At 72.5% G+C, this 26,466-nt stretch carries 24 protein-coding genes and 1 pseudogene; 11 read left to right on the plus strand and 14 right to left on the minus strand.

Annotated features, from left to right (window positions below; all coding sequences use genetic code 11):
* Positions 1-136 precede the first annotated feature (136 nt).
* A complete protein-coding gene (locus AOQ53_RS03295) occupies positions 137-1,102 on the minus strand; it encodes a pirin family protein (RefSeq protein WP_059414806.1) in 966 nt (321 codons plus the stop codon).
* A 225-nt stretch (positions 1,103-1,327) separates the two neighbouring features.
* Between AOQ53_RS03295 and AOQ53_RS03300 the strand changes: the two genes are divergently transcribed.
* On the plus strand, positions 1,328-1,618 hold the full coding sequence (locus AOQ53_RS03300; protein ID WP_059414885.1) for a tetratricopeptide repeat protein: 291 nt from the start codon (positions 1,328-1,330) through the stop codon (positions 1,616-1,618).
* A gap of 64 nt (positions 1,619-1,682) precedes the next feature.
* Here the strand turns inward: AOQ53_RS03300 and AOQ53_RS03305 are convergent, their stop codons facing one another.
* Positions 1,683-3,092 (minus strand): PepSY-associated TM helix domain-containing protein, encoded by a 1,410-nt coding sequence (locus tag AOQ53_RS03305; RefSeq protein WP_059414807.1) that lies wholly within the window; start codon positions 3,090-3,092, stop codon positions 1,683-1,685.
* A gap of 155 nt (positions 3,093-3,247) precedes the next feature.
* Between AOQ53_RS03305 and AOQ53_RS03310 the strand changes: the two genes are divergently transcribed.
* Together AOQ53_RS03310 and AOQ53_RS03315 are read left to right on the plus strand one after the other, a co-directional pair.
* A complete protein-coding gene (locus AOQ53_RS03310; protein ID WP_059414809.1) occupies positions 3,248-3,892 on the plus strand; it encodes a peptide deformylase in 645 nt (214 codons plus the stop codon).
* A 141-nt stretch (positions 3,893-4,033) separates the two neighbouring features.
* Entirely contained in the window at positions 4,034-5,626 is a 1,593-nt protein-coding gene (locus tag AOQ53_RS03315; protein ID WP_174523221.1) for an ABC-F family ATP-binding cassette domain-containing protein, read from the plus strand.
* 112 nt (positions 5,627-5,738) lie between these two features.
* Here the strand turns inward: AOQ53_RS03315 and AOQ53_RS03320 are convergent, their stop codons facing one another.
* Positions 5,739-7,169, minus strand: a complete 1,431-nt coding sequence (locus tag AOQ53_RS03320; protein WP_059414811.1) for a dihydrolipoyl dehydrogenase family protein — start codon at positions 7,167-7,169, stop codon at positions 5,739-5,741.
* A gap of 118 nt (positions 7,170-7,287) precedes the next feature.
* Between AOQ53_RS03320 and trxA the strand changes: the two genes are divergently transcribed.
* Positions 7,288-7,674 carry a thioredoxin gene (trxA, locus tag AOQ53_RS03325; RefSeq protein ID WP_059414813.1) on the plus strand — a complete coding sequence of 129 codons (387 nt, stop codon included), beginning with the start codon at positions 7,288-7,290 and terminating at the stop codon, positions 7,672-7,674.
* On the opposite strand, the gene AOQ53_RS03330 is transcribed toward trxA, so the two are convergent.
* The 3 genes from AOQ53_RS03330 to AOQ53_RS03340 form a co-directional block, all read right to left on the minus strand.
* Positions 7,671-9,107, minus strand: a complete 1,437-nt coding sequence (locus tag AOQ53_RS03330) for a benzaldehyde dehydrogenase (RefSeq protein ID WP_059414815.1) — start codon at positions 9,105-9,107, stop codon at positions 7,671-7,673. The two genes, trxA and AOQ53_RS03330, sit on opposite strands and share 4 nt — an antisense overlap.
* Positions 9,108-9,355: 248 nt before the next feature.
* Entirely contained in the window at positions 9,356-10,405 is a 1,050-nt protein-coding gene (locus tag AOQ53_RS03335; protein WP_059414817.1) for a LacI family DNA-binding transcriptional regulator, read from the minus strand.
* Positions 10,406-10,486: 81 nt separating this feature from the next.
* The gene (locus tag AOQ53_RS03340) at positions 10,487-11,155 is read right to left on the minus strand and encodes a TetR/AcrR family transcriptional regulator (protein ID WP_059414887.1); all 669 of its coding nucleotides are present in this window, start codon (positions 11,153-11,155) and stop codon (positions 10,487-10,489) included.
* 130 nt (positions 11,156-11,285) lie between these two features.
* On the opposite strand from AOQ53_RS03340, the gene AOQ53_RS03345 reads away from it, so the two are divergent.
* The gene (locus tag AOQ53_RS03345; RefSeq protein WP_059414819.1) at positions 11,286-11,849 is read left to right on the plus strand and encodes an NAD(P)H-dependent oxidoreductase; all 564 of its coding nucleotides are present in this window, start codon (positions 11,286-11,288) and stop codon (positions 11,847-11,849) included.
* An 82-nt stretch (positions 11,850-11,931) separates the two neighbouring features.
* Here the strand turns inward: AOQ53_RS03345 and AOQ53_RS03350 are convergent, their stop codons facing one another.
* From AOQ53_RS03350 to AOQ53_RS03365, 4 genes are read right to left on the minus strand one after another with little or no spacing between them, the layout of a single operon-like run.
* On the minus strand, positions 11,932-13,080 hold the full coding sequence (locus AOQ53_RS03350) for an XdhC family protein (RefSeq protein WP_059414822.1): 1,149 nt from the start codon (positions 13,078-13,080) through the stop codon (positions 11,932-11,934).
* On the minus strand, positions 13,073-15,187 hold the full coding sequence (locus tag AOQ53_RS03355) for a xanthine dehydrogenase family protein molybdopterin-binding subunit (protein WP_059414824.1): 2,115 nt from the start codon (positions 15,185-15,187) through the stop codon (positions 13,073-13,075). Before AOQ53_RS03355 ends, AOQ53_RS03350 begins: the two co-directional genes overlap by 8 nt.
* Complete coding sequence (locus tag AOQ53_RS03360) at positions 15,184-16,176, minus strand: FAD binding domain-containing protein (protein ID WP_059414826.1); 993 nt, start codon at positions 16,174-16,176, stop codon at positions 15,184-15,186. Before AOQ53_RS03360 ends, AOQ53_RS03355 begins: the two co-directional genes overlap by 4 nt.
* On the minus strand, positions 16,173-16,715 hold the full coding sequence (locus AOQ53_RS03365; RefSeq protein WP_059414828.1) for a (2Fe-2S)-binding protein: 543 nt from the start codon (positions 16,713-16,715) through the stop codon (positions 16,173-16,175). The genes AOQ53_RS03360 and AOQ53_RS03365 overlap by 4 nt, the downstream gene beginning before the upstream one ends.
* A gap of 251 nt (positions 16,716-16,966) precedes the next feature.
* On the opposite strand from AOQ53_RS03365, the gene AOQ53_RS03370 reads away from it, so the two are divergent.
* Positions 16,967-17,539: a TetR/AcrR family transcriptional regulator gene (locus tag AOQ53_RS03370; RefSeq protein ID WP_059414889.1), complete on the plus strand. Its 573-nt coding sequence runs from the start codon at positions 16,967-16,969 to the stop codon at positions 17,537-17,539.
* Positions 17,540-17,769: 230 nt separating this feature from the next.
* Here the strand turns inward: AOQ53_RS03370 and AOQ53_RS03375 are convergent, their stop codons facing one another.
* Positions 17,770-18,675 (minus strand): LysR family transcriptional regulator, encoded by a 906-nt coding sequence (locus AOQ53_RS03375; protein WP_059414890.1) that lies wholly within the window; start codon positions 18,673-18,675, stop codon positions 17,770-17,772.
* Positions 18,676-18,792: 117 nt separating this feature from the next.
* Between AOQ53_RS03375 and AOQ53_RS03380 the strand changes: the two genes are divergently transcribed.
* From AOQ53_RS03380 to AOQ53_RS03385, 3 genes and pseudogenes are all read left to right on the plus strand, one after another.
* On the plus strand, positions 18,793-19,023 hold the full coding sequence (locus AOQ53_RS03380; protein WP_059414830.1) for a hypothetical protein: 231 nt from the start codon (positions 18,793-18,795) through the stop codon (positions 19,021-19,023).
* 529 nt (positions 19,024-19,552) lie between these two features.
* Positions 19,553-19,675 (plus strand): annotated as a pseudogene (locus AOQ53_RS42625) (alpha/beta hydrolase); the annotation flags it as partial.
* A 168-nt stretch (positions 19,676-19,843) separates the two neighbouring features.
* Positions 19,844-21,034: a CaiB/BaiF CoA transferase family protein gene (locus AOQ53_RS03385; RefSeq protein ID WP_059414831.1), complete on the plus strand. Its 1,191-nt coding sequence runs from the start codon at positions 19,844-19,846 to the stop codon at positions 21,032-21,034.
* A gap of 35 nt (positions 21,035-21,069) precedes the next feature.
* Here AOQ53_RS03385 and AOQ53_RS03390 read toward each other — a convergent pair whose 3' ends face one another.
* Complete coding sequence (locus tag AOQ53_RS03390) at positions 21,070-22,059, minus strand: TerC family protein (RefSeq protein WP_059414832.1); 990 nt, start codon at positions 22,057-22,059, stop codon at positions 21,070-21,072.
* A gap of 84 nt (positions 22,060-22,143) precedes the next feature.
* Positions 22,144-22,788: a phosphoribosyltransferase gene (locus AOQ53_RS03395; protein WP_059414891.1), complete on the minus strand. Its 645-nt coding sequence runs from the start codon at positions 22,786-22,788 to the stop codon at positions 22,144-22,146.
* 271 nt (positions 22,789-23,059) lie between these two features.
* Here AOQ53_RS03395 and AOQ53_RS03400 point away from each other — a divergent pair, with 271 nt between their 5' ends.
* Together AOQ53_RS03400 and AOQ53_RS03405 are read left to right on the plus strand one after the other, a co-directional pair.
* Positions 23,060-24,304 carry a polysaccharide pyruvyl transferase family protein gene (locus AOQ53_RS03400; protein WP_059414833.1) on the plus strand — a complete coding sequence of 415 codons (1,245 nt, stop codon included), beginning with the start codon at positions 23,060-23,062 and terminating at the stop codon, positions 24,302-24,304.
* A gap of 36 nt (positions 24,305-24,340) precedes the next feature.
* Positions 24,341-25,780, plus strand: a complete 1,440-nt coding sequence (locus tag AOQ53_RS03405; protein WP_059414835.1) for an FAD-dependent oxidoreductase — start codon at positions 24,341-24,343, stop codon at positions 25,778-25,780.
* 12 nt (positions 25,781-25,792) lie between these two features.
* Here AOQ53_RS03405 and AOQ53_RS03410 read toward each other — a convergent pair whose 3' ends face one another.
* Positions 25,793-26,449: a dienelactone hydrolase family protein gene (locus AOQ53_RS03410; RefSeq protein ID WP_059414837.1), complete on the minus strand. Its 657-nt coding sequence runs from the start codon at positions 26,447-26,449 to the stop codon at positions 25,793-25,795.
* Between the last annotated feature and the right edge of the window lie 17 nt (positions 26,450-26,466).

The raw sequence follows: 26,466 nt of genomic DNA on the forward strand, positions 1-26,466 counted from the left end.
CACCGTGGAATCACCGACCCCGCCGACCCGAGCAAGCGACACGCTCGGCCGCCGACCGGCGAGCGGTCGAAAAGCGGCCAACAACGCCCAGCCGCCGCCCACTCAGCAGCCACCGACCCGCGAGCATTCCAGCAGGTCAGCGCTCTCTTCCCCGCGGCTTCAACGGCACCGGCGGCAGATCCGGAGCAGCTAGCGGATCACCGTCGTACCCCTTCACCTCGCCGAAACGTGTCCCTTCCATCCAGTCCCTACGCGCCTGTACGATCTCCTCCTGCGACCGTCCGATCCAGTTCCAGAACATGATCAGTTCCTCCTCGAACGGCTCGCCGCCCAGGAGCATCAGGCCCGCGTCCGACTCGGCCCTCAGTGGCAGTTCACTGCGGCCGCAGCCGAGGTAGAGCATCGAGCCGGGCAGGACCGGGACGCCGTCCACGTGCGCCTCTCCGGACATGGACAGGACGGCGTACTCGAAGTCCGGTTCCAGGGGGAGGCGTACGTCCGCGCCGCGGTTGAGGGCCAGGTCGGCGCCGACGATCGGGGTGTACGCCGTGCCGGGCGAGGTCGCGCCGTCGAGGTCGCCGAGGATCAGTGTCGCCTTGATGCCGGGTGCCGTGACGACCGGCAGGGCGGCGTGGTGTTCGAAGCGCGGGTCGGTGTGGCGGTGGCCGTCCGGGAGGGCGACCCACAGCTGCGCGCCGTGCAGGAAACGGGCGTGCGAGCGAGGGCTCTCCTCGGAGTGGCTGATCGCGCGGCCGGAGGTCATCAAGCCCAGTTCGCGCGGCCGGATCGTCTGGAGGCTGCCGGTGGAGTCGCGGTGCAGCACCTCACCCTCATGCAGCCAGCTCACCGTCTGGAGGCCCATGTGGGGATGCGGCGGCACCTGCATGCCGGGCTCGTCGGCGATGTCGTCGGGGCCGTAGTGGTCGACGAAACACCAGGCCCCGACCATACGGCGGCCGAGGTTGGGCAGCAGCCGGCGGACCTCGCTGGACTCGCCCAGTTTGACGTGGCGAGGACTGAGGAGTTCGCGAACCGGCTCGGCCACGACGAAACCGCGGCCGCCGCACAGGGAGGGAGCCGCCTCGCGCTCAAGATTGCTCATGGCTCACAACCTAGTCCGGTGGAATGCCCGCGTCGCGCGTCATTCGGGCCGCGCCCGGGCGCCCGCGTCGACCGGCCGCCCTTGCCGAGTAGCGGTCTGCTCCGTAGTGGAATATTGAACCAACGCGTTCGGTTGTCGGCCTCGAAGGAGGCACGAGTGAACACGACCTACGACACCACGTACTACGCCCACGGGACACCGGCGGAGCGCTGGGAGCGCGCGCAGATGTTCTTCGACGCCAAGGACTACACCGCCGCCGCGCGGGTCCTGGTTGGGCTGGTCGAGGAAGTGCCCGAGCAGACCGGGCCGCGGCTGCTGCTGGCGCGCTCCTACTACCACTCGGCCCAACTTCGGCGTGCGGAGGCCGAGTTGCGGACCATCGTCGAGCGGGACCCCGTCGAGCACTACGCCCGGCTGATGCTCGGCCGCACGCTCCAGCGGCAGAACCGGCACGAGGAGGCGGAGGCACACCTGCGGATCGCCTCCGCGCTCGCGGGTGACTTCGAGCAGCGCTGACCGGTACGTACCTGACGGTGCCCGGCTCCACATGGAGCCGGGCACCTGCGCGTGGGAGGGTCCGCTACTGCGCCGGCGTCCCCGCTCCGTACGTCCGCCGTCCCCGCCGGTACGCGATCTCGCCCAGCAGGATGTCGACGGCCAGGAAGGCCGCCAGCGGGATGCCGAACAGGGGCAGGAAGTAGCCGAGTACGGCGATCCCCGCCAGCAGCGGTACCAGGATCTGTGGCGGCACCTGCTGCCAGGCGCCGCGTGGGGTCGGGCGGCCGAAGGCGGTGCCGCGGCCGCGCTGCCACCACATGCGGTAGCCCCACACGATCAGCAGGATCAGACAGAGCGCGAGCAGCATCAGGGCGATCTGGTTGGCCAGGCCGAACAGGGTGCCGGTGTGCAGGTCGATGCCCCACCGGGTGAGCTTCGCGAGCACCGGGTAGTCGGCGAACCGCACCACGTCCATGACCGCGCCGCCGGCCGGGTCGATCGCGACGGAGTCCTGCTTCTCGGGCCAGCTGCGCTGCACCTGCTTGACGACGTACGCCGACTTCGCGTCCGCCGGGGGCACGATCTCGACCGGGTCACCCAGGCCCTCGGACCGGGCCGCGGCCAGGACCTTGTCCAGGCCCACTCCGTGCGCGGCGTCTGCGGTCTGCCCGGCGGCGGAGCCGTGGCCGGCGTGTTCACCGCCCGCCGACGCCGACACCGACGGGGTGGCCTGACCCAGCGAGGTCCGCAACTCGTCGATGTTGGCCCCGGCGTAGGCCGACCAGGTCAGACCGGTCGCCGAGAGGAAGAAGAACCCGGCCGCCGCCCACACGCCGATGCCGCCGTGCAGTCCGAGGGTGCGGCGCCGCCCGTCCGTCCCCCGCACCTTGCGCAGGGCACGGCGGCGGGAGAACCACAGCACGAGTCCGCCGGCCGAGATCACCCACAGCCAGCTGGCCGCCAGTTCGCTGTACAGCCGGCCTGATTCACCGAGGTGCAGGTCCCGGTGGAACTCGTCGATCCAGGTGCGCAGCGGCAGCGCGCCGGTCGAGCCGTACTGTTCGAGTGAGCCGCGCACCTGCGCGGTGTACGGGTCGACGAACACGGCGAGCGTGTGTCCATCGTCGACGCCCGGGACACCGGACAGCAGCACCCTGGTCGTGGCGTCCGCCTCGGGTGAGGGGCGTACGGCCGAGATCGTGCCCTCGGGGTGGGCCTTGCGGGCGGCGGCCACCTGCTCGCTGACCGGCAGCTTCCGCTCGCCCGCGGGGACGGTCAGTTCGTGGTCGTACACGATCTTCTCGGCCTGGAAGGAGGCGGCGTACAGCAGGCCGGTGACGGCGGCGACGAGGAGGAACGGCGCCACCAGCACCCCGGCGTAGAAGTGCAGGCGGAGGATCAGCGGACGCAGCGGGGCCCAGCTGTTCTTCGACGGCGCCGGGGTGGCGGGTTGCGGGGCCTCGTCCGTGGTGGTCGAGGGAGCGGTGGTCATCGGCGGGCTTCTCCGGGGGGACGTCATCTTGGCCGTCGCAGTGCGGTCGTCGGCCGTTGCGGTGCAGTAGTCGGGGCGGCGGGGCGTCCAGTTCCCGAAGGAGGAGTGTGACGTGTGTCACGTGATGGGACTGGGTGCCGTGTCATCCTGACGCGATGGGAACTCCGAGCGATCGCGCACCCCTGGCCGAGCGGGTCGAGGAACTCCTGGCCGGCGGCGGCCCGTTGACCATCGTGGCGGCCGGCGATCCGGTGCTGCGGCGCGGCACCGAGCCGTACGACGGTCAGCTGGGGCCCGCGCTGCTGGCCCGGTTCGTCGAGGCCCTGCGGATCACCATGCGCGCGGCGCCGGGGGTGGGCCTGGCGGCGCCGCAGGTCGGTGTGGAGCTGAGGATCGCGGTGGTCGAGGACCCGGCGCCGGTGCCGGAGGGGGTGCGGCTGGCGCGCGGGCGGGTGCCGCAGCCGTTCCGGGTGCTGGTCAATCCCGCCTACGAGCCCGTCGGCGGCGCGCGGGCCGCGTTCTTCGAGGGCTGTCTGAGCGTGCCGGGCTGGCAGGCGGTGGTGGCGCGGCCCGCCGAGGTGCGGCTGACCGGGCAGGACGAGCACGGGCACGCGCTGGACGAGGTGTTCACGGGCTGGCCCGCGCGGATCGTGCAGCACGAGACGGACCATCTCGACGGGGTCCTGTATCTGGACCGGGCCGAGTCGCGGTCGCTGTCGTCCAACCGGGCCGTGACGGAGCGCTGGGCGCAGCCGACGCCGGAGGAGGCGGCGCGGGCGCTCGGCTTCGAGCTGCCGTAACACCGGCCGCCGCAGAAATTCGGAGGCGCCCGGCAGGGGCCTCCGTTACCGTGGCGGCCATGTCTGCGCCCCGAATTTCCTAGCCGAGGACCCACTCCCACGCCACCCGTGTGTCCTCTTGCTCGTTCGGAGCGTTTTCTCATGATCACCGTTCGTGACATCGACGTGCGCGCAGGCGCGCGTCTGCTGCTGTCCGGCGTCTCCTTCCACGTCTCCCCCGGCGACCGCATCGGCCTGGTCGGCCGCAACGGCGCGGGAAAGACGACCCTGTTGCACACCCTGGCGGGCACCCTGCGGCCCGCCGCCGGGACCGTCGCCCGCACCGGTGACGTCGGCCATCTCCCGCAGGACTCGCGCGCGGCCGACCAGTCGGTCACCGTCATCGACCGGATCCTGTCCGCACGCGGCCTGGACCTCGCCGTACGGGCGCTGCGTCGCGCCGAGGCCGCGATGGCCGCCGGGACGGATCGGTCGATGAACGCCTATGTGCGGGCCGAGGCCGAGTTCCAGGCGCGCGGCGGATACGCGGCCGAGGCGGAGGCCGCCCGGGTCGCCGCCGGGGTCGGACTGTCCGCCGGGCTGATGGACCGGTCGCTGAGCGCCCTGTCGGGCGGTCAGCGACGGCGCGTCGAGCTGGCCCGCATCCTGTTCGCCGGACACGGCACGCTGCTGCTGGACGAACCGACGAACCATCTGGACGCGGACTCGGTCGCCTGGCTGCGCGGGTTCCTCACGAGCCACCAGGGCGGGCTCGTGATGATCAGCCACGACACGTCCCTGCTGGCCGGCACCGTGAACCGGGTCTTCCACCTGGACCCGGGGCGTGCCGCGCTCGACGTGCACAACACCGGCTGGGACGAGTATCTGGCCCAGCGGGACGCCGACGAGCGGCGACGGGCCCGCGAGCGGGCGAACGCCGAGCGCAAGGCGGCGGCGTTGCACGCCCAGGCCGACAAGATGCGCGCCCGGGTGGCGACCGCGGTGGCCGCGCGGAACATGGCCCGCCGCGCCGACCGGATGCTCGCGGACCTCGAACCGGCCCGGCGCGCCGAGAAGACGGCCAGGATCCGGCTGCCCGAGCCGGCGCCCTGTGGCCGGATCCCGCTCGGCGCCGTCAGTCTGGCCAGGTCGTACGGCGGTCAGCACGTCCTGCGGGGCGTCGATCTCGCAGTCGACCGGGGCAGCCGCCTGGTGGTGCTCGGGCCCAACGGCGCCGGAAAGACGACCCTGTTGCGGACCTTGGCCGGGCAGGACACGCCGGACGGCGGCCGGGTGGTCCACGGGTACGGGCTGCGGCTCGGCTACTTCGCCCAGGAACACGACACGCTGGACCCGGAACTGACGGTGCGTGAGCATCTGGCAGGTGCCGCCCCGCGCCTCGCCGACGGCGAAGTCCGCCAGGTCCTGGGCTCGTTCCTGTTCTCCGGCGACGACGCCGGCAAGCGCGTCGGTGTCCTCTCCGGCGGCGAGAAGACCCGGCTCGCCCTGGCGGGCCTGGTGCACTCGGGCGCGAACGTGCTGCTCCTCGACGAGCCCACCAACAACCTCGACCCGGCCTCCCGTGCCGAGATCCTGGCCGCGGTGGGCACGTACCCGGGCGCGATCGTCATGGTCACGCACGACGAGGGCGCCGTCGACGCGCTGCGGCCGGACCGGGTGCTGCTGCTGCCGGAGGCGGAGGAGGACCTGTGGAGCGAGGAGTACCTGGAGCTGGTGGTGCCCGCGCACGCGTGATCTCGTCGTGGTGCCCGCGCACGCGTAACCTCGCCGATCCCGGTCGGTCACCGGCTGCCCGAGCCGGTCCCGCGCCCGGCGGGACCGCCCCGGGGGCCGCACGATCCGGAGGTCAGGCGTCCCGGTACGCCTCCAGCAGCCGCAGCCACACCTCGCTGATCGTCGGGTACGAGGGAACCGCGTGCCACAGGCGGCCGACCGGGACCTGGCCGGCGACGGCGATCGTGGCGGAGTGGATGAGCTCGCCGACGCCGGGGCCGACGAGGGTCACGCCGCGCAGGATCTCGTCCTCCAGGTCGACGACCATGCGGGCGCGGCCCTTGTAGCCGTCGGCGTACAGGCCCGCGCCCGCGACGGTGGACAGGTCCACGTCGACTGCCTTCACGCGATGTCCTGCCTGCTCGGCCTCGGCGAGTGACAGGCCGACGGCCGCCGCCTCCGGGTCGGTGAAGACGACCTGGGGGACGGCGGCGTGGTCAGCGGTCGCGGCGTGCGCGCCCCACGGCTGCGCGAGGAGGGTCTCTCCGGTGGCCCGCGCCGCGATGGCGGCGCCCGCGATGCGGGCCTGGTACTTGCCCTGGTGGGTGAGGAGGGCGCGCTGGTTGACGTCGCCGACCGCGTACAGCCAGTCGTGGCCGTTGACGCGGAGGCTGTCGTCGACGTCGAGCCAGGAGCCGGGGGCCAGGCCGATCGTCTCCAGGCCGAGGTCGTCGGTGCGCGGCGCGCGGCCGGTCGCGAAGAGGATCTCGTCGGCCTCGATGCGGTCGCCGCTGTCCGTGACGGCCACGACGCTGCCGTTCTCGCGGGTCACGGATTCCACCGACGTGCCGGTGCGGACGTCCGCGCCGGCCTCGGTGAGCGCCTCGGCGACGAGTTCTCCGGCGAAGGGCTCCATCCGGGCGAGCAGGCCCTTGCCGCGGACCAGCATGGTGACCTTCGAGCCGAGGGCCTGCCAGACGGTGGCCATCTCGGTGGCGACGACGCCGCCCCCGACCACGATCAGGCGGCCGGGCACTTTCTTGGCGCTGGTGGCCTCCCGGCTGGTCCACGGCCGGACCTCGTCCAGTCCGGGCAGCCCGGGAAGGGCGGCGCGGCTGCCGGTGCAGACGGCGACGGCGTGCCGGGCGGTCAGGACGCGTTCACCGCCGTCCGGGCCGGTGACCGTCACCGCGCGCGGGCCGGTGAGGCGGCCGTGGCCGCGGTACAGGTCGGCGCCGATGCTGTCGAGCCATCCGACCTGTCCGTCGTCCTTCCAGTCGGAGGTGTAGTAGTCCCGGTGGGCGAGGACCGCGGAGGCGTCGAGGGGGCCCTGCACCGACTGGCTCAGGCCCGGCACGCGGCGGGCGTCCGCGCGGGCGATGACCGGCCGCAGCAGGGCCTTGCTGGGCATGCACGCCCAGTACGAGCATTCGCCGCCGACCAGTTCGCTCTCCACGACCGCAGTGGTCAGGCCGGCCGCGCGGGTACGGTCGGCGACGTTCTCCCCCACGGGCCCGGCCCCGAGCACCACGACGTCGTACGCGTTGGTTTCCGTTTCCGTCATGGGGTCAGTCTGGTGGGTGGTGTGCGCGCTGGCCACACGGGTAGGGGCGCGGAATACGTGCCAGGTCGGCCGTGTTGTGCCGACGGCTTGACCCACACCAGGAAGAGGGATTTACGCCATGAGCAGCACCGTGGAGCTCACCAAAGAGAACTTCGACCAGACGGTCACGGACAACGAGTTCGTCCTGATCGACTTCTGGGCGTCCTGGTGCGGGCCGTGCAAGCAGTTCGCCCCGGTGTACGAGAAGGCGGCGGAGGAGAACCCGGACCTCGTGTTCGGCAAGGTGGACACCGAGGCGCAGCCGGAGCTGGCCGCGGCCTTCGGTATCCAGTCGATTCCCACGCTGATGATCGTCCGTGACCAGGTCGCCGTCTTCGCCCAGCCGGGCGCCCTGCCCGAGGCTGCCCTGACGGACGTCATCGGGCAGGCCCGGAACCTCGACATGGACGAGGTCCGCGAGGCGATCGCCGAGCAGCAGGCCCAGGAGGGCCAGCAGGCGGGCTAGAACGGATACGGAGCCACGTCTCCGCGCACCGTCGTCCAGCGCAGTTCGGTGAAGGCTTCCAGGTTGGCCTCGCCGCCGAAGCGGGCGCCGGTGCCGGAGGCGGCCACTCCGCCGAAGGGCGCCACGGCCTCGTCGTTGACGGTCTGGTCGTTGATGTGGACGATGCCCGTCGGTATGCGCTCGGCGAGGTCCAGGCCTCGGGCCGTGTCGCGGGTGACGATGCCCAGGGAGAGTCCGTAGGGACTCTGCGCGGCCAGGGCCGCCGCCTCGTCGGCGGTGCTGAAGGAGCGTACGGGCGCGACGGGGCCGAAGACCTCCTCCGCGTACGCGGGGGTGTGGTCGTCGACGTGGGCGAGGACCGTGGGCCGGTAGAAGAGCCGGTCGTGGGTGCCGCCCGCGGCGAGCTTGGCGCCCGCGGCCTTGCTGGACTCGACCAGGCCGCTGATCTTGGCCAGTTGGCCCGAGTCGATGATCGGGCCGAGGTGGACCTGTTCGCGGTACGGGTCGCCGACGGCGAGTGAGTCCGCCTTGGCGGCGAGCCGCTCGACGTACTCGTCGTACAGGGACGCGTGCACGAGGTGGCGTCCGGTCGTCATGCAGATCTGGCCCTGGTGGAAGAACGAGCCCCAGGCGGCGGTGGAGATCACCGCGTCGAGGTCGGCGTCGGGCAGCACGATCATGGCCGAGTTGCCGCCCAGTTCCAGGTGGGCCCGCTTGAGGTGGCGGCCGGCGGCCTCGCCCACGGCCCGCCCGGCGGGGGTGGAGCCGGTGAAGGAGATGACCGGCACGCGCGGGTCGGCGACCAGGGCCTGTCCGGCGTCCGGGCCGCCGGGAAGCACGTGCAGCAGGTCCTGCGGCAGGCCCGCGGCGGCGAAGACCGCGGCGAGGGACAACCCTCCGCACACGGCGGTGCGCGGATCGGGCTTCAGGACGACCGCGTTGCCGAGGGCCAGGGCCGGTGCGACGGAGCGGATGGACAGGATCAGCGGGGCGTTGAACGGGGAGATCACGCCCACCACACCGGCCGGGACGCGGCGCGTGTACGACAGGCGCGGCGCCTCGCTGGGCAGGACCTGGCCGGCCGGGCGTGAGGCGAGCGCGGCGGCCTCGTAGCATTCCTGGGCGGCGACGTGCAGTTCGAAGTCGGCCTTGCCGGGGACGGAGCCGGATTCGCGGACGAGCCACTCGCGCAGTTCGGCGGCGTGTGCCGTGAACAGGTCGCCGGCCCTGCGGAGCACGGCGGCCCGGGCGAAGTGCGGGGTGCGGGCCCACTCGAGTTGGGCGGCGGCGGCCCTGCCGGCTGCGGCCCCGACGTCCTCGGGGCTGGCGAGGGCCAGGGCGCCGAGGGCTTGGCCGGTGGCGGGTTCGGTGACGGTGTACCCGGGCCCGGTCAGGGTCTGGGGCTGCCAGGTCCTGGTGTCGAGCAACGGCATGACGGCTCTCCGATCGATCGGTCACCGGCTGCCGGGGTGGTCGGAACTCCCGTGGATGCGCGGCCGGTTCGGCGGTCACATGACGGGACGCGCCGACCGGGCCGCAAGCCGTTCCTGCCGCGGCCCGCGTTCGTACGCGTCCCCATTTGGTTGAGCGTGCAACATCTTAGTCATGTCGCAGGACGACGATCGCGGCCGACCGCCCTCCGCATCGGCCACGCCATCCGGACAACCGCCACGGAGGCGGGTCAGCTCGACTCGCGGTGCAGCACCGTGGCACCCAGCACCTTGTGCGTCTCGGGTTCGGTCCCGGGCTTGCGCACGGCGCGGTCGACCAGTTCAGCGAGGTCACGGCCGGAAGGCAGTTCCAGGCGGACGGTGCTGAGCCGCGGCCGCAGCAGCCGCCCGAGCGTCAGATCGTCTGCGCCGATCACGGCCGTCTCCTCGGGTATGCGGATGCCCTCGTCCTGGAGGGCCCGCAGCAGCAGCATCGCGTACTCGTCGTTGTAGGTGAACACGGCGTCCAGGCCGAGGCTCCGCCAGCGGGCGGCGAGGCGCGCGGCGGCCTCCTCCTCGTACGGGAGGGGCAGTTCGGTCACGGTGGCGTCGGTGCCCCGCAGGGACTGACGCACCCCGTCGAGCCGGGGCGCGGAGAACGCCTCCAGGCCAGGTTCCCGCGGAACGACGACGCCGATGCGGCGCCTGCCGCGGTCGTAGAGGTGAGAGCCCGCGCTGTGGCCGACCACGTCGTGATCCATGAGCAGGGCGTGTGCGCCCTCGATGATCTCGGGGCCGAGGGTGACCACGGCCCGCGCCCCCGAACGCTTGAGCACCGCCACTCCGCGCGGGCCGAGCCCGGAACCGGGCACGAGCACGGCCACGGGCCGCAACTCGGCCCAGGCGCGGGCTGCTTCGTCGCCGTGCGGACCGCCGGTGCCGTACTGCACGACCGTGTAGTCCAGGCTGCCGAGCGCACCCTGGAGGTCACTGAGGAACCGGCTGTAGAGCGGGCCGACGGGGAAGGTCGGCGCGGGGATCAGGACCATACGGCTGTGCCCGGCGCGCAGGCTGCGGGCCGCCGCATGCGGGACGTACCCGAGTTCCTTCGCGGCCTCGTGGACCCGGCGGCGCGTGGGCTCGCTGATCCGTACGGCGCTGGTGTTGTTGAGGACGTAGGAGACGGTCGCGCGCGAGACGCCGGCCAGGCGGGCCACGTCGGCGCTCGTGGGCACGGAGCGCGACGGCACGGGGGACGGGGGCGCGGGCGTTTCAGGTATCTGCACCATGACGTACGGCATCTTGGCAGAAGCCCCAATGCGCCTTTCAGGCGGGGGAGTTGTGAGGAAGCCGTGAGCGGTCACGGAGATCCGCAGGGGGCCTCAGGGGGCGGGGGCCGTGCCCGTCACCCGGTTCACGAGGTCGACCCAGGCGCCCTCCAGTCGGGCCAGGGGTATCCCGCACTGCCTGGTCAGATGGTGGATCAGGGCCGGGTCGAGCTGACCCATCAGGGTGTGGGAGATCAGTTCGCAGTCCGCTTCCGGGACGACCTGCCGCAGCAGCATGGCCACGTGGTGGTGGCGCACCCGGCGGGGCGGGACGGTGAAGCGACGGCCGGCGTCCGGCTCGGCTGCCAGTTGCAGTTCCAGTTCGTCGGTGGAGCGGCGCAGCATCGCACAGCCGAACGCCCGCAGCCGCTCCACGGGGGGCGCTCCCGGTCCGAGCGGCGGCGGCCCGGCGAGGAACGCGGCCTGGAACTTCTTCTCGGAGTGATCGAGCAGCGCCGTCAGCAGACCGGTGCGGTCGCCGAACCTGCGGAAGACCGTGCCCTTGCCCACACAGGCCTCGGCGGCCACCGCCTCCATCGTGACGGCGTCCGCACCCCGCTCCGCAACCAGCCGCGCGGCGGCTTCCAGCAGCCGGGCCCGGTTGCGCGCGGCGTCGGCCCGCAGGCACGGCTCGTCGGGCTCCAGTGCGGTCCCGAGCTGAAGCAGCTCGGGGTGGTCGACGGACTCCTGGGGCGTCGGGAAGGGCGGCGGGACAGCGGACATGAAGCCAGCGTAAAGCATCGGGAACGAAAGTGGACCGCAGTCCGCTTAGGATGGTAGAACATTAAGCGGACCCCGGTCCGGATCGTGACGACAGTGTTTCGGAGTCGTTCCTCACTACGTGGGAGTCAGCATGTCTGTTCGTATCCTCGCGCTCGTCGGCAGCCTTCGCGCCGGTTCGCACAACCGCCAGCTCGCCGAGGCCGCCGTCAAGCTCGCCCCCGAGGGTGCCGAGGTGGAGCTGTTCGAGGGGCTGGCCGAGATCCCCTTCTACAACGAGGACATCGACGTGGAGGGCAGCGTTCCGGCCGCCGCCGCGCGGCTGCGTGAAGCCGCCTCCGCCGCCGACGGTCTGATCCTGTTCACGCCCGAGTACAACGGCACCATCCCGGCCGTCCTGAAGAACGCCATCGACTGGCTGTCCCGCCCGTTCGGCGCCGGCGCCATCGGCGGCAAGCCGGTCGCCGTGGTCGGCACCGCGTTCGGCCAGTACGGCGGTGTCTGGGCGCACGACGAGACCCGCAAGTCCGTGGGCGTGGCCGGCGGCAAGGTGCTGGAGGACGTCAAGCTGTCCATCCCCGGCTCGATGACCCGCTTCGCCGAGACGCACCCGGCCGACGACGCCGAGGTCGCCGCGCAGCTGGCCGAGGTCATCGCCCGTCTGCACGGCCACGCCACGGAGCCGTCCGCTGCCTGACCCGCTCGCGCGCGGTGCCGCGGAGGGGCCGAGGCCGTCGCCGGCCGCGGCCCCTCCGGCATGTCGTCGGGGAAGCCCCCGCTCAGACCGGCTGCGGCAGCTGCCCGGCCACCCGCTCGTCCCGGTGGATCGGGGTGTCCGATCCAGTGAGCGGCCGACCCGTGCCGCCGTGCCTCGCGGCGATGATCTCCGCCGCGATGGACAGGGCGGTCTCCTCGGGCGTACGGGCGCCCAGGTCGAGGCCGATGGGCGACCTGAGCCGGGCCAGCTCGCGCTCGCTCACGCCGGCTTCCCGCAGTCGCCGGTTGCGGTCCTCGTGCGTGCGTCGGGAGCCCATGGCGCCGACATAGGCGACCGGCAGTCGCAGGGCTTCGGTCAGCAGGGGGATGTCGAACTTGGCATCGTGGGTGAGCACGCACAGCACCGTGCGCCCGTCGGTGTCCGTGCTCGCGAGGTAGCGGTGGGGCCAGTCGACGACGATCTCGTCGGCCTCGGGGAAGCGGACCCGGGTGGCGAAGACGGGGCGGGCGTCGCACACCGTGACGTGGTAGCCGAGGAACTTGCCCGCCCGCACGAGGGCGGCGGCGAAGTCGATGGCGCCGAAGACGATCATGCGGGGCAGCGGGACGGCCGACTCGACGAGCACGGTGAGCCCGCCCGGGCAGTGCGAGCCGTCCTCGGAGACCTCGACCGTGCCGGTGCGGCCGCCGGCGAGCAGGGCGCTGGCCTGGGCGATCGCCGTGCGGTCCAGGTCGGGGTGGCCGCCGAGGCCGCCCTCGTGCGTGCCGTCGGGGCGTACGAGCACCGCCCGGCCGAGGAGGCCGGGCGGACCGTGGACCACCCGGGCGAGCGCCACCGGCTCGCCGTGGGCGGCGGCTGACAGAGCGGCCGACAGCGCGGCGGCCTGAGCAGTCCGGTCGGCACCGCACCGGGTGATCATGATGTCGATGGTTCCACCGCAGGTCAGGCCGACCGCGAAGGCGTCCTCGTCGCTGTAGCCGAACCGCTCGACACGCGCCTCGCCGTCCTGGAGCGCCTGGAGGCACAGGTCGTACACCGCGCCCTCCACGCACCCGCCGGAGACCGAGCCGATGGCCGTGCCGTCGGCGGAGACGGCCAGGGCGGCGCCGGGAGGGCGCGGGGCGCTGCCGCCGACGGCGACAACCGTGGCGACGGCGAAGTCCCGGCCCTCCTCGATCCACTCGTGCAGGTGCCCGGCGAGGTCAAGCATCGCCGCCCGCCATCAGGACACGGTCGGGCCGGATGGGCAGGTGGCGGTGGCGGACGCCGGTGGCGTGCCAGACGGCGTTGGCGACCGCTGCGGCGGCGCCCACGATGCCGATCTCGCCGATGCCCTTGAGACCGACCGGGTCGTCCGGGTCGGGGTCGTCGACCCAGTCGGCCTCGATGTGCGGGATGTCGGCGTGCGCGGCGACGTGGTAGCCCGCGAGGTCGGCGCCGTAGAGACCGCCCGTGGCCCGGTCCCGGACGGCTTCCTCGTGCAAGGCCATCGAGATGCCCCAGATCATGCCGCCGACGAGCTGGTTGCGGGCGGTGAGCGGGTTGACGATCCGGCCGGCCGCGAAGATGCCCAGCATGCGCCGCACCCGGACCTCGCCGGTGGCCGGGTCGACGGCGACCTCGGCGAACTGCGCGCCGAAGGAGTGCCGTTCCTTCTGGGCGAGGGCACCGATGGCCTCGGCCGTGTTCGACCGTACGGTGATGCCCTCCGGCGGAATGTCGGCGCCCGGCGCGAGGCTCTGCCGCAGCTCCTCGGCGGCGGCCGTGACGGCCCAGGCCCAGGAGCGGGTGCCCGTCGAGCCGCCGGCGATCATCGCCGGACCCAGGTCGCTGTCCCCGATGCGCACCCGAACGCTATCCGTCGGCACGCCCAGCGCGTCGGCGGCGACCAGGGTGAGCGCGGTCCGGGCGCCGGTGCCGATGTCCGCGGCGTTGATCCCCACCGTGAAGGTGCCGTCCGCCTCCGCGGTGACGGCCGCCGTGGAAGGCATGGCTCCCGCGGGGAAGGAGGCGGCGGCGGTGCCGGTGCCGAGCAGCCAGCGGCCGTCGCGGCGCACGCCGGGCCGCGGGTCCCTGTCGGCCCAGCCGAACCTGCGGGCGCCTTCCCGGAAGCAGGCGATCAGGTTGCGGCTGCTGAACGGCAGCCCGGACACCGGGCCGACCGCTGGCTCGTTGCGCAGGCGCAGTTCGATCGGGTCGATGCCGCACCGCTCGGCGAGCTCGTCGAGCGCCGACTCCAGCGCGAACGAGCCGGGCGCCTCCCCGGGGGCACGCATCCAGGTCGGGGTCGGCACGTCGAGCCGCACCACCCGGCTGGCCGTGTGATGCGCGTCGGCGTCGTACATGGCCCGGCTCGCGGCGGCGCTCGGCTCCACGAACTCGTGCACGGACGAGGTCATGTTCAGGGACTGGTGCTCCAGTGCACGCAGCCGCCCGTCCGCGTCGGCGCCGAGCCTGACCCGCTGGGCCGTGGGGCTGCGGTAGCCGGCGAGCGAGAACATCTGCCGGCGGGTCATGACGACCCTGACCGGGCGTTGCAGGACGGTGGCGGCCATCACGGCGGCCACCTGGTGCGCACGGGTGGCCTTGCTGCCGAAGCCGCCGCCGACGTGCTCGGAGCGCACCCGCACGGAGGCCGGGTCGAGGGAGAACAGGTTGGCGAGCTCGCCGGCGACCCAGGTGGTGCCCTGGTTGGAGTCGACGACCTCGAGCCGGCCGCCTTCCCACAGGGCCGTCGCGGCGTGCGGCTCCATCGGGTTGTGGTGTTCCTCCGGAGTGGTGTACTCCGCGTCCACCACCACGACGGAGGAGGCGAGTTGGGCCTCCAGGTCGCCCTTCTCCATCACGCCCGGCGCATGGCCGTCGACCGGATACGCCTCGGTCTGCCGCTCGGCGGAGAACGCGACGTCGTGCGGTTCCTGGTCGTACGTCACGACGAGGGCCTCGGCGGCCTCCCTGGCCTGCTCGGACGTCTCGGCGACGACCAGCGCCACCGGCCAGCCCATGTGGATCACCCGGTCGTGCTGGAAGAGGGCGACGCTCGGGTCCGGCGGGACGCCCAGCAGGCCGATGTAGTCGCTGTCGACGCGCGGCGCGTTGTGATGGTGGAGCACGGTGAGCACGCCGGGCATCCGGAGCACGGCCTCGGTGTCGAGGGCGCGGATGCGTCCGCGGGCGACGGTGGACAGGACCAGCCAGCCGTGGGCGAGTTCGGCGAAGGGGATCTCGGCGGCGTAGCGGGCCGCTCCGGTGACCTTGTCGCGGCCTTCCACGCGGGTGTGCGCGGTGCCGACGGAGCCCTTGGCGGCGGTGGTCATCGGGTGGCCTCCTCGGCGAGTTCACTCAGCACGGCCACGACGAGGTTGCGCATAAGGGTCACCTTGTATCCGTTGTGGGGCAGCGGTTTCGCGTGGGCCAGTTCGGCGTCCGCGCCGGCCGCGAAGTTCCCGGCGTCGGCCGGTGCGCCGAGCAGGGCGCGTTCGGCCGCGCGGGCCCGCCAGGGGCGGGAGGCGACTGCTCCGAGGGCGAGGCGGACATCCCGTACGACACCGTCCTCGACGTCGAGCGCAGCGGCTATCGAACCGATGGCGAAGGCGTACGAGGCGCGTTCGCGCACCTTGCGGTAGCGGGAGTTGGCGGCGACCGGGGTGGGCGGCAGGGTGACGCCGGTGATCAGCGCGCCCGGCGGCAGTGCCGTCTCCAGGTGCGGGGTCTCCCCCACCGGCAGGTAGAAGTCGGCGAGCGGCAACTCCCCCGGCCCGTCCGCCGTTTCGTAGGACACGACGGCGTCGAACGCGGCAAGCGCCACGCCCATGTCGGAGGGGTGCGTGGCCACGCAGTGGTCGGAGGCACCCAGGATGGCGTGATTGTGGTGCTCACCGGTGATGGCGGGACAACCGCTGCCGGGGTTGCGTTTGTTGCAGGCGGAGGTGATGTCGGCGAAGTAGCCGCAGCGGGTGCGCTGGAGCAGGTTGCCGCCGACGGTGGCCATGTTGCGCAGCTGCCCGGAGGCGCCGGCCAGCACCGCCTGGGCCAACGCCGGGTAGCGACGCCGGACTTCGGGGTGCGCGGCGAGGTCGCTGTTGGTGACGGTCGCACCGATGCGCAGGCCGCCGTCGCCGGTCGGCTCGATGCGGTCCAGGGGCAGTTCACGGACGTCGACCAGCAGGGCGGGCCGCTCGACGCCGGTCTTCATCAGGTCGACGAGGTTGGTGCCGCCGCCCAGGAAACGGGCTTCGCCGTCGCCGTCGAGCAGCGCCACGGCGCCGGCGACGTCGTAGGCCCGCTGGTAGCCGAACTCCCTCATGCCGCCGCCCCCTTCGCCTCTGCGGCCCGGGCCACGGCCTGGACGATCGACACGTACGCGCCGCAGCGGCACAGGTTGCCGCTCATCCGCTCCCGGATCTCCTCCGGGGTCAGCGGTGGCGGTCCCGCCTCGGGCCGCATGTCGTCGGTGGCGGCGCTGGGCCAGCCCGCCGCGTGCTCCTCGATCAGGGCGATGGCCGAGCAGATCTGCCCCGGCGTGCAGTAACCGCACTGGAATCCGTCGAGGTCGAGGAACGCCTGCTGCACCGGGTGCAGTTGATCGCCTTCGGCCACGCCCTCGATGGTGGTGATCTCGCGTCCCTCGGCCGCCACCGCGAGCTGGAGACAGGACACGGCCCGGCGGCCGTCGACCAGGACCGTGCAGGCACCGCACTGGCCCTGGTCGCAGCCCTTCTTCGTGCCCGTCAGGTCGAGGCGCTCGCGCAGGGCGTCGAGCAGGGTGGTGCGGTGGTCGACGGTCAGCGTGTACTTCTCGCCGTTGACGGACAGGGTGAGGTCGCTGGACGTCGATGGTGGCATGGAAGCCTTCTTTCTCACGTCGCAAGGTCAGCAGGCAGGGGTCGTGGGTGGCGGGGCCGGTTCGTGGCGGTGCAGGATGCGGGGCAGGTCTGCCGCGGCGCGGCCGTCTCGGGCTGTCCGCACGGGCGTCCCGCCGATACGATGGAGCAAGCGGACAGTTGTCCGTTACCCGGAAACGTAACGGACAACTGTCCGCTTAACAAGGGCCGGGTTTCGGCCAAGGACCGCGAGGAGGGCGAGTGCCGGAGAAGGTGCCGCAGAAGAAGGACGCTCCTCTGCGCTCGGACGCGCAACGCAACCGCGAGCGCATCCTGGAAGTCGCGCTGGTGGAACTGACGCGTGCGGCGGACGCTCCGCTGAGTGCGATCGCCAAGAAGGCGGGCGTCGGGCAGGGGACCTTCTACCGCCACTTCCCCAGCCGTGAGGCGCTCGTCATGGAGATCTACCGGCACGAGATGCAGCAGGTTGCCGAGACCGCGGCACCGCTGCTGGAGAGCCGGGAACCCGACCAGGCCCTGCGCGAGTGGATGGACCGTTGCGCGCGGTTCGCCATGACGAAGGCCGGCCTGGCCGACGCGCTCCGCCAGGCCACCAGCGCGTGTGGGCCGAAGCCGGCCCACACCCCGCTGACCGAGGCGGCCGAACTCCTCCTCCGCGCCAACGAGAAGGCCGGCACCATCCGCCCGGGAATCACCGCGGACGACCTCTTCCTCAGCATCGGCGGCCTCTGGACGATCGACCCCCACACCGACTGGCAACCACGCGCCAACCGCCTGCTGGACCTCGTCATGGACGCGCTGCGGGTGGGGGCGCCCGGGCGGTGAAGGGGCGGGGGCCCGGGGGGGCGGCCGGTGGACGCGCTGGTAGGAGCGGCGTCCCGGCTGTGAACGGCCGGCGCTTCACGGGGCGGACTGGCGCACCTGGCCGGACCGTTGCCGTCTGCGGCTGCGTGGGAGCTGTTCGCGCAGCCCCTGCGCCCCTGTGGTACTCAGCTCACCCGGCGGATGCGGCCCGGGTCGGGGGCGACGGGACGAGGCAGTGGGCGGCCGGGGCTTCAGGCGACGGCCGTGAGGGCCAGTGCCCGTAGTTCCCGGAGGGCCGCCGCTACCGCCGGGCGGGCATGGCCGCCGCCGCGGGTGCAGGTCAGGAGCTTGCGGTGGGGGTTGCCTTCGCAGCGGATGCGGGCGATCGGGAGATGCGGGGTCAGATGGGCGAGGCGCGGGATGAGGGCGACGCCGAGCCGGTGGGCGACGAGGTGGGCGGCGACGTTCCAGTCGAGGGCGTGATGGACGACGTCGGGGGTGAAACCGGCCGCTCCGCAGGCGGACAGGACGTGCGGGCGGCAGGCGCTCTCCTCCACCGGCGCGATCCACGGCTCGTGTGCCGCCTCCGCGAGATCGACCCGGGCCCGTCCGGCCAGCCGGTGCCCGTCGGGGACGACCAGGTCGAACGGGTCGTCGAGCAACGGCTGCTGGTCGAACCGCGCGTCGCTCAGCGGCGGGTTGTGCGGGGTGGACTCGACGATCGCCAGGTCGATGTCACCCTCGAAGAGGAGGTCGAAGCTCTCCGGGACGCCCGCCTCGGTGATCCGTACGGACAGCCGCGGGTGCCGCTCCCCCAGCCGGGCCGCCATCGGCGCCAGCAGCACCGAGATGGCCACGGGGAAGCCCGTCACACGCAGCACCCCGGACGGCGCCCCGTGGTCCGCCCGCAGATCGAGTTCCGCCTGGTCCCAGCGGGCCTGGATGGCGTCGGCGTGGGCGAGCAGACTCTCGGCGGCCGGAGTGAGGCGGACCCCGCGTCCCTGCGGCTCCAGCAGGTCGACGCCCAGGTCACGGGCGAGCTGCCGGATCTGCTGGGAGGCGGCGGACGGGGTGAAGTGCAGGGCTCGGGCGGCCGCGGTGACCGTGCCGTAGTGGGCGACCGCCCTCAGGACGTGCAGCCTGCGCAGGTCAATCATGTAGTTCACACTTCACAATGACGTACAGAAAGTCAACCTGGACGTGTACGGAGACTTCGACGCACCCTGGCTGTGTCGCGACGGTCAACCAGCCACGAGGTACGAGGAGTCAGAGACATGATCAGCACCACCGGCACCGTCTGCCCGCACTGCGGCTGGCCGGACGGAGGCGAGCCGTTCCAGGTGCTGTCCCGGCACGCCACCGCGACGGGCCGCACAGAGTGGACGCGCTGCGGATGCGGCTCGCTCCAGGTCCGGGTCGTCGACAGCGGCGGCATGCGCGTCGTCTCGCGCAGCAGGCCGGCATCCGGGTCCGCTCCGGCTCGGTCGGGCAGGGCGAGCCGCTGAGTGCTCTGGCCCTGCCGTGCTGTGCCAGCTGCTCCCCGCCTCGGGCTGTTCACGGCGAGCGCCGCGCCGGGGCTGATGCCGCTGGTCGTCGCCAGTGCCCTGGTGGGGGGACGACGTTGGTGGTACCGCTCGCCGGGCCGCTGGCGGCCTGGCCTGGTGCCGCAGTGGCGGCGCGGTGCCACCTGCGGCATCCTGCTGAGCGGCTCCCTCGCGGGCATGCTGCTGTCACGCACCGTCGGCGGCGCGCTCGGCGACTGGCTGCGCCGGCGGGCACCGTACGTCCTGGCCGCCGTGCTGTCCCTGGCGGTGGCCGCCCTGTCGGCGCGCCTGCTTCCGCTGACGTCCCCTCCCTCCTCCCAGGGCCACGTCGCGCTCCTGGCCGAGCCGCTGCGGCTGCTGCGCACGGAACCCATCGGGACGCCACCCGCCATACGGCGGGCAGGTTCCGCCGCTCGGCGGCGTCCACGGCCCGGGCGGCGGGACCGACGATGGCCGCACGAGCCGCCGCGACCTCGCATGAGGAGACGTCATGACACATGTTCCGCCCCCGTTCGACCCGGAACTCGCCGGAGCCCTGGAGCTGATCAAGGACATGATCAGCCCAGGGCTCACCCTGGACGAGATCGCCGAGGTGCGCCAGGGCCCGGACATCAACTGGCGCTGGTGATGCGGCACCTGGCCCGGCCGTAACCGTCGCACGTCCGTCACGTCCGCCCGTGGGCCGCGTGATCCGGATCGTGTCCGGGGGCCCGTGCCGCCGCCGTCCGGCTGGGAGAGACTGTCCGGGCGCCGTCCGGTACGAGGTTCAGGAGCATGAGGCATGAGCGTGCAGCGGTATCCCCTGGCCGGGGTCACGGTGGTCAGCCTGGAGCAGGCCGTGGCCGCGCCCTACGCCACCCGGCAGCTCGCCGACCTCGGCGCCCGCGTGATCAAGGTGGAGCGGCCGGGCGGCGGTGACTTCGCCCGCCGGTACGACACGACCGTGCACGGCCACTCCAGCTATTTCGTGTGGCTCAACCGGTCCAAGGAGTCCCTCACGCTGGACCTCAAGGATCCACGGGGCCGCGAGATCCTGCACGAACTCCTCGACAGAGCCGACGTGTTCGTACAGAACCTCGCACCGGGCGCCGCCGGCCGGCTCGGCCTGGACGCCGCCACCGTCACCAGCCGCCGCCCCGGTCTGATCCCGTGCACGATATCCGGCTGGGGCACGACCGGCCCCTGGGCCGACCGCAAGGCGTACGACCTGCTCGTGCAGTGCCAGACCGGGCTGGTCTCCCTCACGGGAACCCCCGAGGGGACCGCCCGGACCGGGATCTCCGTCGCCGACATCGCCGCCGGGATGTACGCCTACAGCGGCGTCCTCACGGCCCTGTACACCCGCGCCGTCACCGGCGAGGCCCACCCGGTGGAGGTGTCCCTGTTCGAGGCGCTGGCGGAGTGGATGGGCCAGCCCGCCTACTACACCCGGCACGGCGGCACCCAGCCCCCGCGCCTCGGCACCCAGCACGCCACCATCGCGCCGTACGGGACGTACGAGGCCGCCGACGGCAAGGAGGTGCTGTTCTCCATTCAGAACGAGCGGGAGTGGGCGGCCCTGTGCACCGGGTTCCTCGGCCGGCCGGAGTTGGTCGGCGATCCGCGCTTCGCCACCGCCTCCGACCGCGTCGCACACCGCGAGGAGCTCAACACGATCGTCGCAGCCCGCTTCGCCGGCTCCGGTTCGGAGGAGATCCTCAAGGACCTGGAGGCCATCGGCATCGCCTGCGCCGGGGTCAACGACGTCGCCGCGTTCCTGGACCACCCGGTGCTGGCCGCCCGCGGCCGCTGGACCGAGGTCGCGGTGCCGGGCGCCACGGTGGAAGCCCTGCTCCCGCCGGCCGACCTCGCGGGCCTGCCCGCCCGTATGGACCCCGTACCGGCGGTCGGTGAGCACACCGGGTCGATCCTCGCCGAGCTGGGCCGCACCGACGAGCAGGTGGCGGCCCTGCGCGCGGACGGCGTCGTCTGACGCCCCAAACCATCTGACGCCCCAACCTGGAGAACCTACCGGGACCCGGCCGCGCGCCGCCCCTTCTCCTCGGCCTCCTCGGCCTCCTGCTTCTTCGAAGCCCGCAGGCTCGTGATCGTGGTGACGGCCAGGACCAGCACGATGAAGGTCAGCGAGAAGGGGATGCTGATCTCGGGCACGTGGACGCCCGACTCGTGCAGGGCGTGCAGCACCAGCTTCACGCCGATGAAGCCCAGGATGATCGACAGGCCGTAGGAGAGGTGGACCAGCTTCTTCAGCAGGCCGCCGATGAGGAAGTACAGCTGGCGCAGGCCCATCAGGGCGAAGGCGTTCGCGGTGAACACGATGTACGGGTCCTGCGTCAGCCCGTAGATCGCCGGGATGGAGTCGAGGGCGAACAGCACGTCCGTGGAGCCGATCGCGAGCATCACGACCAGCATCGGGGTCATGATCCGCTTGCCGTTCTCGGTGATGAACAGCTTGGTGCCGTGGTAGCGGTCGGCCACGCCGAAGCGCTGCTCCGCCATCTTCAGCAGCTTGTTCTCCTGGTACTCCTCCTCGTGGTCCTCCTTGCGGGCGTCCTGGATCAGCTTCCAGGCGGTCCAGATGAGGAAGGCGCCGAAGATGTAGAACACCCAGGAGAAGGCGGTGATGATCGCCGCGCCGGCCGCGATGAAGCCGGCCCGCAGCACCAGGGCCATCAGGACGCCGACCATCAGCACCCGCTGCTGGTACTGCGAGGGCACCGCGAACTTCCCCATGATCAGGACGAACACGAAGAGGTTGTCGACGCTCAGCGACTTCTCTGTGATGTACCCGGCGAAGAACTCGCCCGTGGGCCCGCTCCCACCGAAGTACCACAGCCCCAGCCCGAACAGCACGGCCAGGACGATCCACACCACCGTCCACGTCCCGGCTTCCTTGACGGACACGTCGTGAGGCTTGCGGCCGACGAAGAAGTCGACGGCGACGAGCAGACACAGAGCTGCCACGGTCAGCAGCCACACGGATAGCGAGACGTTCACTGGTGCTCCTGTTACAGGTGTGGGGATGGCACATCGTTGTCCGTCGTGGCTGATTTCCGCCACACCTGGCAGGTGAACAATTGGTCACAGCTGCGCGTGCAGGGCCTCCAGGACGTCCTGGTCCGTCAGCTGGTCGAAGTTCTCGTACCAGAGGCCCACGGCCATGAACGCGGCCGGCTGGTACAAGCAGATCACCTCGTCGGCCTCGGCGCGCATCAGCTCGGCCGCCTCCGGGGAGCACACCGGCGCGGCCAGCACCACCCGTTCGGGCGCCTGACGGCGGACGAATCGCAGCGCGGCCCGGGCCGTGGAACCGGTCGCCAGGCCGTCGTCGACCACGATCACGGTGCGTCCGCGCAGGTCGGGTGCGGGGCGGCCCTGCCGGTACAGCGCCTCGCGGCGACGCAGTTCCGCGCGCTCGCGCTCGATGACGGGCGCGAGCGCGGCCTCACGGAGGCCCAGGTGGCGCATGGCGTCCTCATCGAGGAGCGGCACCTCGTCCCCGGCCATCGCGCCGACGCCGAGCTCCTCCTGGAAGGGCGCCCCGATCTTCCGTACGACGAGCACGTCGAGCGGGGCGTCCAGCGCCTCGGCGACCTCCCGCGCCACGGCGACCCCGCCGCGGGGCAGGGCGAGGACGAGGGGATCGGGCAGCGCCCCCTCGCGCTGCCGGGTACGCAATATTTCGGCCAGTTCCCCGCCGGCCTGCCGACGATCACGGAACCGCATGACGGTCACCTCTGCTTCCCGCACGGAGAGGGCCCTCGGCCGTTCCGGCTCCCGCGTACCCAGCGCCCACCGGACAATGCACACCTCGACTACCGGACAATGCGCACCTTCCGGACCTCCGTCACACTCGGAACGCGGGGTGTTTCCGGCCCTGCGGCACAGGCAACCCGGGACCGTGCGCACGGCACGAACCGTACGTACGGCACGGTCCTTTCCGCACGACCGGCACACCAGGCCTCTGAGCAGACTCCGACGCGACGGGAGCACCCGGATGACCACTGCCCCTTCTCATCCGCAGCCCGCCCGGTCGGGCCCGCGCATCGGCGTGCTGGGTTCGTACGGCGGCTTCAACATCGGCGACGAGTCGATCCTGACCTGTGTCCTGCGCTGTCTGCGCAGCCAGCGGCCGGAGGCCCGGCTGGTCGTCTTCAGCCGGAACGCCGAGCACACCCGGGTCCATCACCCGTCCGCCGACGAGGTGGTGGACTGGGAGGGCGTCAGCCGCAGCCACGTCCTGGACGCGCTGGCCTCGCTGGACGTGCTGGTCCTGGGCGGCGGCGGGCTCCTCTTCGACGGTGAGGCGCGCCGCTATCTGCGCCTGGTCCGGGCCGCCCAGGAGCGCGGCATCCGCACCTTCGCCTACGCCATCGGTGCCGGCCCGCTGCGCGAGCCCGACGACCGGGAGGCCGTGCGCACGGTGCTGGCGGACATGGACGACGTCGTGGTGCGGGACGAGGAGTCCAAGCTGGTGCTGGAGGAGGTCGGTGTCGAACGCGACGTCGTCGTCACCGCCGATCCGGCGCTGCTGCTGGAGCCTGAGCCGTTCACCGACGAGATGATGCGCCACGAGGGCGTGCCTACCGACTCGCGTCTGGTGGGGATGTCGGTGCGGGAACCGGGCCGGGCGGCCGAGAAGCTGGACGAGGGCGACTACCACGCACTGCTCGCCGACGTCGCCGACTTCCTCGTCCGCCGGCTGGACGCGCACGTGGTGTTCCTGCCGATGGAGCGGCACGACGTGCGGCACGCGCACGCCGTGCTGTCCCACATGACCGCTCCCGACAAGGGGCGGATCCTGCACGGCTCGTACAGCCCGGGGCAGGTCCTCGGCTTCATGCGCCATCTGGACCTGGCGGTCGGCATGCGCCTGCACTTCGTGATCTTCGCGGCGCTCTCCGGGCTGCCGGTGCTGCCACTGCCCTACTCCGGCAAGGTCTTCGACTTCGCTCGCCGGATGGGGGCTCCGGCCCTGGTGGGTGTGGCGCGGGAGCAGGCCGGGCTGCTGCTGGCGGAGGTGGACCGCCTCTGGGACGAGTACCCGGAGCGCCGGGAGGAGCTGCACTCCCGCGTCCGGGAACTGTCCACGCAGGCCCTGGAGACCTGCGCCCGCTGCGGAGTGCTGCTGGACGAGGTCGACGGCGGCACCAAGGCGGCCATCGACACCGCTCCCCTCATGGACACCCAGGCAGAACCACCGCATCCGCCCACTGCCGAACCCCGTCCGCTGGGCGTGTGACGCCGACGCCGAGGCCCCGCCCGCGGGAGGACACCGATGCCGATCCTGCAAGAACCGCGCGAGCCGCGCACGGTCACCCTGCCCGAACGGCCCGCCCAGCACGGCGGCCGTACGCAGGTCCTGGTGGTCGGCGGCGGCCCGGCCGGGTTCGCCGCCGCGATCGCGGCGGCCGACGCCGGGGCCGAGGTCGTCCTGGTGGAGCGCTACGGATTCCTCGGCGGCAACGCGACCGCGGCCCTGGTCATGCCGCTGATGTCGTTCCACAACGAGCACAAGCAGGCCACGTTCACCGAGTCCGGGGACGAAGCCCGGCTGCTGCCCACCGACCACGGCGAGGGCGAGCCGGTCGTCCAGGGCGTGCTGTGGCAGCTGCTGGACCGGCTCATGGGACGCGGCGGCTGCCTGAAGCCCTCTCCCAGGACCGGATACACGGTTCCCTTCGATCCGGAGCTCTTCAAGCTGGTCCTGCTCGAGATGATGGACGAGGCGGGTGTGCGGATGCTGTTCCACGCCTTCGCCTCCACCGCGCTGCGCCTCGACGACGGCTGGCGTGTGGTGTTCGAGACCAAGTCGGGGCCGGTGGTGATCGACGCCGACGTGGTCGTGGACGGCACGGGCGACGGCGACGTCGCGGCGGCCTGCGGGGCGCCGTACGAGATCGGCCGGCCGGAGGACGGGCTGGTGCAGCCGATGACGCTGATGTTCCGGGTCGCGGACTTCGCGCGGCCGGACTTCGCGGAGTACGTGCGGGAGCACCCCGACCAGTGGCGCGGGGTGCACGGTCTGTGGGACCTGGTCGAGGAGGCCCGGGCCGACGGTGATCTGCGGCTGCCGCGCGAGGACATCCTGTTCTTCGCGACGCCGCACCCGCGCGAGGTCAGCGTCAACAGCACCCGCGTGAACAGGGTGCTCGGCACCAGCGTGTGGGACCTGACCCGGGCCGAGTACACCGCCCGGCACCAGCTCGCGCAGATCGACCGCTTCCTGCGCACCCGCGTGCCCGGCTTCGAGGAGTCGTACGTGGTGCAGAGCGGCATCCACATCGGCGTCCGGGAGACCCGGCGCGTCGTCGGCGACTACCACCTCACCGGCCACGACATCCTGGCCGCCCGCCGCTTCCCGGATGTCGTCGCGCACGGCGCCTACCCGGTCGACATCCACAACCCGCGCGGCTCCGGAACGGTCCTGAAGCGGGTGCCCACGGGCAGCTTCTACGACATCCCGCTGCGCTGCCTCGTGCCGAAGGGCACGGAGCGGCTGCTGGTGGCGGGCCGCTGCATCTCGGGGACGCACGTGGCGCACTCGTCGTACCGGGTCATGCCGATCGCGATGGCGACCGGGCAGGCGGCCGGTGTGTGCGCCGCGCTGACCGTGCGTCACGGGCACGGGCCGCGGGGTGTGCCGTACCGGCTCGTGCAGCGGGAACTGCTGCGGCAGGGCGCCCGGTTGCGTATCGATCTGCCGGTGGCCGGCTGACACGGACCGCCGTCAGCCCGCCGCGGTCCTCAGCTGATCGTGGCACCACTGCCGGGCCACCTCGGTGACCTGGTCGAGCGCACCCGCCTCCTCGAACAGATGCGTGGCTCCGGGCACCACATGGATGGTGTGCGGGACGTGCAGCCGTCGGGCCGCTTCCTCGTTGAGCCGCAGCACCTGCTGGTCCCTGGCGCCCACGATCAGCAGTACCGGAGCCCGGACGGCGTCCAGGGCGTCGCCCGCGAGGTCGGGCCGCCCGCCGCGCGAGACGACCGCCGACACCCGGTCGGGGCGTTCGGCGGCGGCGGCCAGGGCGGCGCCCGCGCCGGTGCTGGCGCCGAACAGTACGACGGGCAGGCGCTGAGTGCCGGGCGACTGCGCCAGCCAGTCGATGGCGGCCACCAGCCGGCGGCCCAGCAGGGGGATGTCGAAGCGGAGTTCGGCGGTGCGGACGTCCTGCCGTTCCTCTTCCTCGGTGAGCAGGTCGATCAGCAGGGTGCCGAGTCCGGCGGTGCGCAGGCCGGCGGCCACCTCGCGGTTGCGGGGGCTGTGCCGGGAGCTGCCGCTGCCGTGCGCGAACAGCACGACCGCGCGGGCGGCCGACGGCACGGTCAGATCGCCGGTGAGCGCGGCGCCTTCGGCGGGCACGGTGACCGTCTGGGAGATCATCGGAGGCCTCCTCTCCC

It is taken from the genome of Streptomyces azureus (genome assembly GCF_001270025.1).
GTDB classification, from domain to species: domain Bacteria; phylum Actinomycetota; class Actinomycetes; order Streptomycetales; family Streptomycetaceae; genus Streptomyces; species Streptomyces azureus.

Bases quoted from the DNA above. Each gene is read 5' to 3' on its own strand.
- AOQ53_RS03360 (WP_059414826.1), bottom strand. From the start codon at position 16,176: ATGAGGGAGTTCGGCTACCAGCGGGCCTACGACGTCGCCGGCGCCGTG.
- AOQ53_RS03355 (WP_059414824.1), bottom strand. From the start codon at position 15,187: ATGACCACCGCCGCCAAGGGCTCCGTCGGCACCGCGCACACCCGCGTG.
- AOQ53_RS03335 (WP_059414817.1), bottom strand. From the start codon at position 10,405: ATGCCGTACGTCATGGTGCAGATACCTGAAACGCCCGCGCCCCCGTCC.
- AOQ53_RS03405 (WP_059414835.1), top strand. From the start codon at position 24,341: ATGCCGATCCTGCAAGAACCGCGCGAGCCGCGCACGGTCACCCTGCCC.
- AOQ53_RS03410 (WP_059414837.1), bottom strand. From the start codon at position 26,449: ATGATCTCCCAGACGGTCACCGTGCCCGCCGAAGGCGCCGCGCTCACC.
- AOQ53_RS03310 (WP_059414809.1), top strand. From the start codon at position 3,248: ATGGGAACTCCGAGCGATCGCGCACCCCTGGCCGAGCGGGTCGAGGAA.
- trxA (WP_059414813.1), top strand. From the start codon at position 7,288: ATGAGCAGCACCGTGGAGCTCACCAAAGAGAACTTCGACCAGACGGTC.
- AOQ53_RS03315 (WP_174523221.1), top strand. From the start codon at position 4,034: ATGATCACCGTTCGTGACATCGACGTGCGCGCAGGCGCGCGTCTGCTG.
- AOQ53_RS03345 (WP_059414819.1), top strand. From the start codon at position 11,286: ATGTCTGTTCGTATCCTCGCGCTCGTCGGCAGCCTTCGCGCCGGTTCG.
- AOQ53_RS03375 (WP_059414890.1), bottom strand. From the start codon at position 18,675: ATGATTGACCTGCGCAGGCTGCACGTCCTGAGGGCGGTCGCCCACTAC.
- AOQ53_RS03365 (WP_059414828.1), bottom strand. From the start codon at position 16,715: ATGCCACCATCGACGTCCAGCGACCTCACCCTGTCCGTCAACGGCGAG.
- AOQ53_RS03385 (WP_059414831.1), top strand. From the start codon at position 19,844: ATGAGCGTGCAGCGGTATCCCCTGGCCGGGGTCACGGTGGTCAGCCTG.
- AOQ53_RS03330 (WP_059414815.1), bottom strand. From the start codon at position 9,107: ATGCCGTTGCTCGACACCAGGACCTGGCAGCCCCAGACCCTGACCGGG.
- AOQ53_RS03340 (WP_059414887.1), bottom strand. From the start codon at position 11,155: ATGTCCGCTGTCCCGCCGCCCTTCCCGACGCCCCAGGAGTCCGTCGAC.
- AOQ53_RS03295 (WP_059414806.1), bottom strand. From the start codon at position 1,102: ATGAGCAATCTTGAGCGCGAGGCGGCTCCCTCCCTGTGCGGCGGCCGC.
- AOQ53_RS03380 (WP_059414830.1), top strand. From the start codon at position 18,793: ATGATCAGCACCACCGGCACCGTCTGCCCGCACTGCGGCTGGCCGGAC.
- AOQ53_RS03400 (WP_059414833.1), top strand. From the start codon at position 23,060: ATGACCACTGCCCCTTCTCATCCGCAGCCCGCCCGGTCGGGCCCGCGC.
- AOQ53_RS03300 (WP_059414885.1), top strand. From the start codon at position 1,328: ATGTTCTTCGACGCCAAGGACTACACCGCCGCCGCGCGGGTCCTGGTT.
- AOQ53_RS03350 (WP_059414822.1), bottom strand. From the start codon at position 13,080: ATGCTTGACCTCGCCGGGCACCTGCACGAGTGGATCGAGGAGGGCCGG.
- AOQ53_RS03305 (WP_059414807.1), bottom strand. From the start codon at position 3,092: ATGACCACCGCTCCCTCGACCACCACGGACGAGGCCCCGCAACCCGCC.
- AOQ53_RS03320 (WP_059414811.1), bottom strand. From the start codon at position 7,169: ATGACGGAAACGGAAACCAACGCGTACGACGTCGTGGTGCTCGGGGCC.
- AOQ53_RS03395 (WP_059414891.1), bottom strand. From the start codon at position 22,788: ATGCGGTTCCGTGATCGTCGGCAGGCCGGCGGGGAACTGGCCGAAATA.